The sequence below is a fragment of the Collinsella aerofaciens genome (assembly GCF_039752775.1).
GTDB classification, from domain to species: Bacteria; Actinomycetota; Coriobacteriia; order Coriobacteriales; family Coriobacteriaceae; genus Collinsella; species Collinsella aerofaciens_R.
Genome location: NZ_JBDMGT010000052.1, coordinates 1 through 7831 on the forward strand (window position 1 = coordinate 1; position 7831 = coordinate 7831).

The following is a 7831-nucleotide window of genomic DNA, read 5'->3' on the forward strand; positions in this document are numbered from 1 at the left end:
GGGTATCGGGTTCCCATATTCATCCGTACATGTACGGATGAATATGGGAGGTGTTCGGATGAAGTTGATATTCAAGGCTGGCGGGCCGACATCTACCGTTCGCCAGCCCGATGGTCCCCGGGGCGGGGAGAGCGCTATAATGCATTTTGCATCTTGGATTGTTACTCCTGTGTGGAGGCATGCCCAAGAGCAATACAACACGGATTGTTACGTAAGGCATGACCGCAATAGCACTGCTATTGGCTATCATGCCTTTTTCTGTGAGTGTTCTTGAAAGGAGGTTCACCATGCTTGCAATTAAAAAGCTTAACAACAACGCGGTTCTTTGCCGTGACGGACAGGGGCGAGATGTCATCGCCATGGGCAGGGGCGTCGGTTTCGGCGGAGATTTTCCTCGAGAGCTCCCTCTTTCTAAAATCGAGCATACGTTTTACGACATTGATCCTAAAGGACAAGATGTCATGAGGGATCTTCCCTCGGATATCGTGATGTTTGCGGCGAAAGTTATGGACATCGTTGCCAACGAACTGCCCTACGACCTCTCAACCAATGCGACGCTGTTCATGGCTGATCACCTGTCGTTTGCCGTTGCGCGAGCCCAAAAGGGGGTCCGCATCGCGATGCCTCTTGCCTATGAAGTGCGGGAGACGTATCCGAAGGAATACAAGGCTGCCCAGTTTATCGTCATGCGACTCGAGAAGGAGCTCGGAGAGCGGCTTCCCAAGGATGAGATTGCCAGTATTGCGATGAATCTCGTGAACGCACGGGTTGTTGAAGCCGTCAAAGCCACGGCCGAGCCCACAAAGCAGTTCGACGATATGCTCGAGGACGTTATCGAGATTCTCGAAAGCGATTTCCGCATTATTGTCGACCGCGATTCCTTTGATTTCACCCGCTTCGCCACGCATCTGCGGTACCTGTTCAAGCGCATTCAAGCCGGCGAGTCGCTGAACAGCGCCAACATGCAGATGTACAAGAACTTTCGTGAGGAGTTTCCGCAGTTGGCAGAGTGCGTGAAGCATATCGGTTCCTATTGTCGTGAAACGTGGGACGCCACGCTCTCCGAGGAGGAGGAACTCTATCTGATGATCCATCTCAACCGGATCATCTCCAAAAAAGGATTGTAACCCATAGCCATTCGGGGCATGACCTTTGCCGATTCGAACAGTAAGCCAAGATTGTGCAAAGGAGCCAATGATGGCAAATTACAAAAAGGTGGCAGAGCAGATTCTCTCCACTGTGGGCGGGGCGGAAAACGTGGCTTCGGTTACGCATTGCATGACGCGCCTGCGCTTCAGCCTCAAGGATGAAAGCCTCTCGAATGATGAGAAGCTTGAGGACATCTCGTCTATCATCAGCGTCGTGCACGCCGGAGGGCAGGTGCAGCTGGTGATCGGGCCCACGGTCGACAAGGTCTACGACGAGGTTTGTAAGCAGGGCGGATTCGAGGTCACGGTATCGATTGACGAGGAACTCGATGGCCCTCAGCTTAGCTGGAAGGAGCGCTTGGCGCCCAAGCACCTCTTCAATCAGCTGCTCGATGCCGTGAGCGGCGCTATCACCCCGATTCTTCCGATCTTTTGTGTCGCCGGTATCTTCAAGATGCTCGTTATTCTGTTTGGGCCCGAAGGCGCCGGTTTTATGTCCGAAACGAGCGACCTGTATCGGATCCTTTCCCTGGTGGGCGATGCGGCGTATTACTACTTCCCGGTGTTTGCCGCCTATAGCTCGGCTAAGAAGTTCAAAACGAGTCCTGTGCTGGCACTGCTCATCGCTGTTGTGATGATTTATCCCGACATGCTCGCTATTGTTGAGGACGGAAAGCCTTTCAGCGTCTTCGGCATCCCCATGCAGCTCGTCAACTACACCCAGGCTGTTCTTCCGGTCATCTTGATCACCTGGGCCCAGTCCTATGTTGAGCGCTTCTTTAAGAAGATCTCGCCTGATATGTTGCGCGTTCTGATCGTACCCGTGGGTACGGTGCTCGTGATGTTGCCGGTCGCGCTGTGCCTCTGCGGCCCTGCCGTCCAATTTGTCATGGGCCTTGTGGCCGATTTCATCATTTGGCTCGCCTCTGTTGCCGGTCCCGCTGCGACCGCGGTTATCGGCGCATTCTGGAATCTGATCATCGCCACCGGCATGCACGTGCCGATCTATACCGCCATATTGCCCGCCGCGCTCCAGAACGGTTACGACGCCATCTTATACCCCGGCGCCGCGGTTGTAGCCTACACCACGCTTGCCATCGCGCTCGCCTATGGCCTGCGCGCTAAGGACAAGGAGAATCGAGCCACGGGCTGGAACTTGTTCATCACCTATGCCTTCGGTCGCGTGAGTGAGCCCATCATCTACGGCATCCTGTTTCGCGACAAGAAAGCTCTTGCCTGGAACATGATTGGTGGTGCTGTCGGTGGTCTGCTGGTAAGCCTTCTTCATGCCAACGTCTATATCTTCACTGGCGTTGGTTTCCCATGGATGAACGTGCTCATGTTTGCTCAGGATATCATCCCCGGCACCATCGGGTGTCTTGCTGGCGGTGCCGTGACGTTTGCGTTGGCGATGGTTTTTGGATTTGAAGGACAGGAGAAGATGCCGTTGAAGTCCAAGAGCGGCGATTCTGAGGCTGTTGAATCCGTCGAGGCATAAGAGGCTACTGCACAAATATGCTCCCCAGCCGTTGCGCGGTCCGACCCCTTGGCCGCGCAACGGTACTGTGCTGTTGCACGGCACTTGCCGAGTCCGTTGCGTTCGACAGCGTGGGCCGGGAATTTGATAGAAAGGACGACACCATAATGTTTAGAGAAGATTTTTTATGGGGCGGGGCTCTGGCTGCAAACCAGTGCGAGGGAGGATGGAACGAAGGCGGTCGCGGTTTAGCCAATTCCGACATGCTGCCGTTTGGCGATCAACGCATGGACGTCATGCGGGGAGACCTTGATCCGCGTGCGTTGGCACCCGACAGCTTCTATCCCGCTCGCAAAGGCATTGATTTTTACCATAGGTACAAGCAGGATATTGAACTGTTTGCCCAGATGGGTTTTAAATGCCTGCGCTTATCGATCGCCTGGAGCCGCATTTTTCCCAAAGGAGACGAAGCCGAGCCCAATGAAGAAGGCCTTGCCTTTTACGAGGATGTTTTTAGGACGTGCCGCGCGCATGGCATTGAGCCTTTGGTGACGCTCAACCACTATGATGTCCCCATGCATCTCGTCGATGCGTATGGCGGATGGCGCGATCGCAGGTTGGTCGACCTGTTCGATCGATATTCGCGTACCGTGTTCGAGCGCTATCGGGGATTGGTCAATTATTGGCTGACCTTTAACGAGATCAACATCATGACGCAGGCGTGCTTTATGGCGGCGGGGATCATCTTCGAGCAAGGGGAGAATCGCTATGCAACGGTTCACACGGCCGTGCACCATGTATTGGTTGCGAGTGCCCGTGCGGTCGGGGCGTGTCATGAACTGTGCCCCGGGGCGAAGATCGGTTGCATGCTCAACGCAGGTGTCTTCTATCCGGCTACATGTGATCCGGACGATGTGCTGGCTGCGCAGGCTGAGAATCGCAGCCATTACATGTTTACCGACGTCCAGGTGCGCGGTGCGTACCCGAGCTATGTTCTCAAGGAATACGCCCGCCATGGTTTTGAGGTGCCCTATCGGGATGATGACCGCGAAGTACTGGCTGCAAACCTGGTCGATTTCGTCTCGTTTTCGTATTACTCGACGCGCGTCGCAAAAGCGCATGCGGAAGGTCAGTTCGATTCGAACCTTCTTCGCTCGGCGCCTAATCCGTATCTAAAACAGGAGCCTTGGGGGAGGTTTATCGACCCCAAAGGGCTGCGCGTCACCATGAATGAAATCTGGGATCGCTATCAAAAGCCGCTGTTCATCGTCGAAAACGGTTTGGGTGCTCCTGATGTGCCGGAAGATTCGGGTGAAATAGAAGACGACTATCGAGTTGAATACCTGCGGGCCCACATCGAGGCGATGAGGGAGACCGTCGAGCTCGACGGGGTGGAACTCATGGGATATACCTGTTGGGGCCCGATCGATTTGGTTTCGGTCGCCACAGGACAGATGCGTAAGCGCTACGGGTTTATCTATGTCGATCGAGACGATAGCGGTGCGGGCTCGTTTGAGAGACGTAAAAAGAAAAGCTTCGAATGGTACCGACGCGTAATAGCAAGCAATGGCGAAGACCTTGCGTAATAACGTTAAGATGGACAAATGCGCCCGTTGGGGGAATAGTCGCGCCACTTTGCTTGACAACAGGCTAAACTAGCTAATAAACATTTACTCTTCTGTTTAGATTGAATTTGCGGTCGTTTAGTTGCCGAGCCACGGGGCGGTCAAGCCACGATGCTCGGCCGCGACCGATGCTAGGGGGAATGATGGCTAAAGCAAGCGTCCGCGAGATCAGCCGCATTACCGGCTTTTCGCCCGCAACCGTGTCCAACGCGCTCAACCGCAAGCGCAGCGTGAGCGAGGAGACCGCCAAGGTCATCCTGGAGTGTGCGCAGTCGCTCGGCTACCAGCAGTCGACGCAGCTCGAGAGCATCCAGTTTGTGCTTGCGCGCAAGACGGCCGCCATCCTGGACGAGAGCACCTTCCATCCCGCGGTCATCGAGGGCGTGGAGCGCCAGGCGCGTCGCCACGGCATGAGCACGAGCTTTGTCACGCTCGACTTTAGCGATCTTGACGCTGTGCGCCCGCAGGTCGAGGGCCTGATCGCCGATCCGTCCGCCGCTATCGTGCTGATGGGTACCGAGCTGGGCGAGGAGGACTACGCCCTGTTCGCCAACGCCGCCGCCCACCTGATCGTGCTCGACGGCTGGAGCGATCGCCAATACTTTGATGCCGTGGTCATTGCCAACACCGATTCGGTACTGCGCGCCGTGGACTACCTTATCGAGAAAGGTCACAAGCAAATCGGCTATCTGGCGGGCGACCTTCGCATCCGCAACTTTAAGGACCGCGAGCGCGGCTATCGCCAAGCGCTTGAGGATGCGGGCCTCGAGGCCAATCCGGCATGGCGTGTCACGCTGGGCACCACGCTCGAGGGCGCTTATCGCGATATGGGCGCGTGGCTCGACAGCGTCTCGCACGACGACCTGCCGACGGCTTTCTTTGCCGAAAACGACGTGCTCGCCGTGGGTGCCATGCGCGCGCTCAACGAGCACGGTATTCGCGTGCCCGAGGATGTCTCGATCATCGGCTTTGACGACCTGTCGTTGGGCGCCTTTTCCAACCCGCCGCTCACCACGGTGCACGTTCCCAAGCACGAGGTGGGCGAGATCGCGGTGCGCCGCCTGGTGGGCAACATCCGCAATCCCAAGAGCTATACCTGCAAGACGGCCGTATCGACCTATTTTGTCGAGCGCCAAAGCGTGCGCGAGATCTAGTCGGAACGGCGCCAGACCCCAGAGCGGAAAAGTCCTTCTAGATTACCTAGAATGATTTTTCTGGGACGGGGATTTAAAACTCATTGATCCCCGTCCCGGGTAGCTCATTTGGGACGGGGCTTTTTTGACTGGTATGATTGGTGCGACCATTCGAACCAGCTAAAAGAGCCCCGTCCCAATTTAACTACCGAGAGGATCTGCCATGGAGCGCATCGCGAGTTTTTCCGTTGACCATCTGCTGCTTGAGCCCGGCGTGTATGTGAGCCGCATCGACCGCGATCCGGCGACCGGCGCCGCCGTCACCACTTTTGACCTGCGCCTGACCACGCCCAATAAGGAGCCGGTTATGAACACGGCCGAATGCCACACCATCGAGCACTTGGGCGCGACGTTCCTTCGCAATCATGCCGAGTGGTCGAGCCGCATTGTCTACTTTGGTCCCATGGGCTGCCGTACGGGCTTTTACCTCGTCGTGTTTGGCGAGGTGACGAGCGAGGAGATTCTGCCGCTCGTGCGTGAGCTGTTCGAGTTTGTCGCTGGCTTTGAGGGCGATATCCCCGGTGCCGCTCCCGAGGAGTGCGGTAACTACCTGGACCAGAACCTTCCCATGGCAAACTGGCTCGCGCGCCGCTACCTCGACCGCGACTTGGCCGATATCGACGAGAATCACCTGCACTATCAGCAGGCGTAAGGCTGCTTGCAGGAATAACGTTTGTGCCAGAAGCGCTCCCGCTCTTTGCGGAGCGCTTTTTTATGCCGAGTGCTCAAAACAGAACAAGATTGTTCTAGAATGTTCATACTGTCACACAAACGAACAGGAGCGAACATGCATATCTACTCTGTCTCTGATCCCGAGTTCAAGTCCTATGGCAACGTTTGGGATAACGTTCCGTCCGAGCTTACGTCGCCCGTGCTCGAGGCACTTGCCTCCACGCCCATCCCCGAGGGCAGCAAGTATGTGGCCTCCGCGCCCGAGCTCGAGGGTGTCATGGATGCCGATAAGCTGGGCTTTCTCATGTTTGGCGGTCGTCCCTTCCAGCTGGGCTGGTGCAACGGCCACAACACGCGTCTCAACTGCCTGGAGTACCACCGCGCGAGCGAGTTCAACCTGGGCGCCCGCGACTTTATCCTGCTCGTGGCGCATCGCTGGGAGATCGAGGACGGCAAGCTCGATACCGCGTGCGTCAAGGCGTTCCGCGTGCCGGCCGGCACGCTTGTTGAGGTTTTCAACACCACGCTTCACTACACGCCCTGCATGGTCGACGACGGCGGCTTCCAGGTGATGGTGGCGCTGCCCGCCGGCACCAACGGCCCGCGCCCCGAGGCTGCAGCCGACATGCCCACGGCTGGCGACAGCTACTGCTACTGGAAGGCCGACAAGTGGGTTCTCTGCCATGCTGACAGCCCCAAGGCTGCCGAGGGCGGCTACGTAGGTCTCATCGGCAAGAACCTCGACATCGCCGTGGACTAGCGCATCGCCCCAAACCACCACAAAGGTGCCTGTCCCCTTTGCGGTGGTTTGGGGCGGGCGGATATCGGGAAGTGCCGGACGGGGGAGGCTGCCGGGCGCCTTGCCGTCTGCGGATTTTGGGACATGTGGCCCGCTTTTTGGGCCCACCTGTCGGTACACTAAAAGCACTATGGGTACCCGCGAGCGACATATCGGCCACGCGGCCGCCCGATCCGCACCCGTGGCGGATCCCAGGGGCGGCAGGCTCTTCGCCATGCCGCGATTCCTTGTTGGCATAACACATCAGGTGTACCGTCACCGCGTCTTTGCTATCGCCGGTGCCATCACCGCGCTGTTCCTCATGCTTTTGGCAGTCTTGCCGGCGCTGTTCGCCTTCGACCCCAAACTTTCTAACACCGTGCCCGCCTATAGCGAGGCGTCCGAAGAGGTCGTGGATGCGCTCGTCCATTCGAGCTCTCTGCCGTTGCTTGTCGCCGCAATTGTATTTTCGATCTGGGGCGTATCGGTCTATCTTCGCTGTTTGGACTATGTGTTGCGCCGCCGCCTTGTTGCCATTGCCACCATTTGCACCCTGTGGATGATCGAAGTCATTCTCAAGTACAAGTCGTTCACGCCGTTCTATGCCACCGTGCTGTGGTACCTGTACTACGTGCCCATGACGCTCATTCCGCTGCTCTACCAGTTGTGTGGTCTGCGCCTTGCGGGCCTGGAGCAACACCGCCTGGGTCGCCGCTACTGCGCTGCGCTGTGGATTGTGGCCATCCTGCTTATCGGATTTGTGCTCACCAACGATTTTCACCAGCAGGTCTTCCGCTTTGACCGTACAAGCGACACCTGGAGCAACGACTACACGTACGGCTGGGGATATTTCGCCGTCCTGGGGGTGCGGACGATTTCTTGGACCGCGCCTAGGCGTATCCAAGCTTCCTGCGGTACTCCATCGGGCTCAGCCACCC

At 57.3% G+C, this 7831-nt stretch carries 7 protein-coding genes; all 7 read left to right on the forward strand.

The window, feature by feature from the left end; translation table 11 throughout:
* Nucleotides 1-287 precede the first annotated feature (287 nt).
* The gene (locus ABHR63_RS09740) at nucleotides 288-1127 is read left to right on the forward strand and encodes a PRD domain-containing protein (RefSeq protein ID WP_040360113.1); all 840 of its coding nucleotides are present in this window, start codon (nucleotides 288-290) and stop codon (nucleotides 1125-1127) included.
* Between the two features lie 70 nt (nucleotides 1128-1197).
* Nucleotides 1198-2646, forward strand: a complete 1449-nt coding sequence (locus tag ABHR63_RS09745; protein ID WP_138374337.1) for a PTS transporter subunit EIIC — start codon at nucleotides 1198-1200, stop codon at nucleotides 2644-2646.
* Nucleotides 2647-2792: 146 nt separating this feature from the next.
* A complete protein-coding gene (locus ABHR63_RS09750; protein ID WP_040360109.1) occupies nucleotides 2793-4211 on the forward strand; it encodes a 6-phospho-beta-glucosidase in 1419 nt (472 codons plus the stop codon).
* Nucleotides 4212-4393: 182 nt separating this feature from the next.
* On the forward strand, nucleotides 4394-5404 hold the full coding sequence (locus ABHR63_RS09755; RefSeq protein WP_040360103.1) for a LacI family DNA-binding transcriptional regulator: 1011 nt from the start codon (nucleotides 4394-4396) through the stop codon (nucleotides 5402-5404).
* A gap of 202 nt (nucleotides 5405-5606) precedes the next feature.
* Nucleotides 5607-6095, forward strand: coding sequence for an S-ribosylhomocysteine lyase (locus tag ABHR63_RS09760; RefSeq protein WP_006236297.1), 489 nt, complete (start codon nucleotides 5607-5609; stop codon nucleotides 6093-6095).
* Nucleotides 6096-6230: 135 nt separating this feature from the next.
* Nucleotides 6231-6875 (forward strand): DUF4867 family protein, encoded by a 645-nt coding sequence (locus ABHR63_RS09765; protein ID WP_006236296.1) that lies wholly within the window; start codon nucleotides 6231-6233, stop codon nucleotides 6873-6875.
* A gap of 253 nt (nucleotides 6876-7128) precedes the next feature.
* The coding region (locus ABHR63_RS09770; protein ID WP_346965185.1) for a histidine kinase N-terminal 7TM domain-containing protein at nucleotides 7129-7831 on the forward strand (703 nt) is incomplete at its 3' end.

Coding starts and splice junctions, on each gene's coding strand:
- ABHR63_RS09765 (WP_006236296.1), top strand. CDS start 6,231: ATGCATATCTACTCTGTCTCTGATCCCGAGTTCAAGTCCTATGGCAAC.
- ABHR63_RS09755 (WP_040360103.1), top strand. CDS start 4,394: ATGGCTAAAGCAAGCGTCCGCGAGATCAGCCGCATTACCGGCTTTTCG.
- ABHR63_RS09745 (WP_138374337.1), top strand. CDS start 1,198: ATGGCAAATTACAAAAAGGTGGCAGAGCAGATTCTCTCCACTGTGGGC.
- ABHR63_RS09740 (WP_040360113.1), top strand. CDS start 288: ATGCTTGCAATTAAAAAGCTTAACAACAACGCGGTTCTTTGCCGTGAC.
- ABHR63_RS09760 (WP_006236297.1), top strand. CDS start 5,607: ATGGAGCGCATCGCGAGTTTTTCCGTTGACCATCTGCTGCTTGAGCCC.
- ABHR63_RS09750 (WP_040360109.1), top strand. CDS start 2,793: ATGTTTAGAGAAGATTTTTTATGGGGCGGGGCTCTGGCTGCAAACCAG.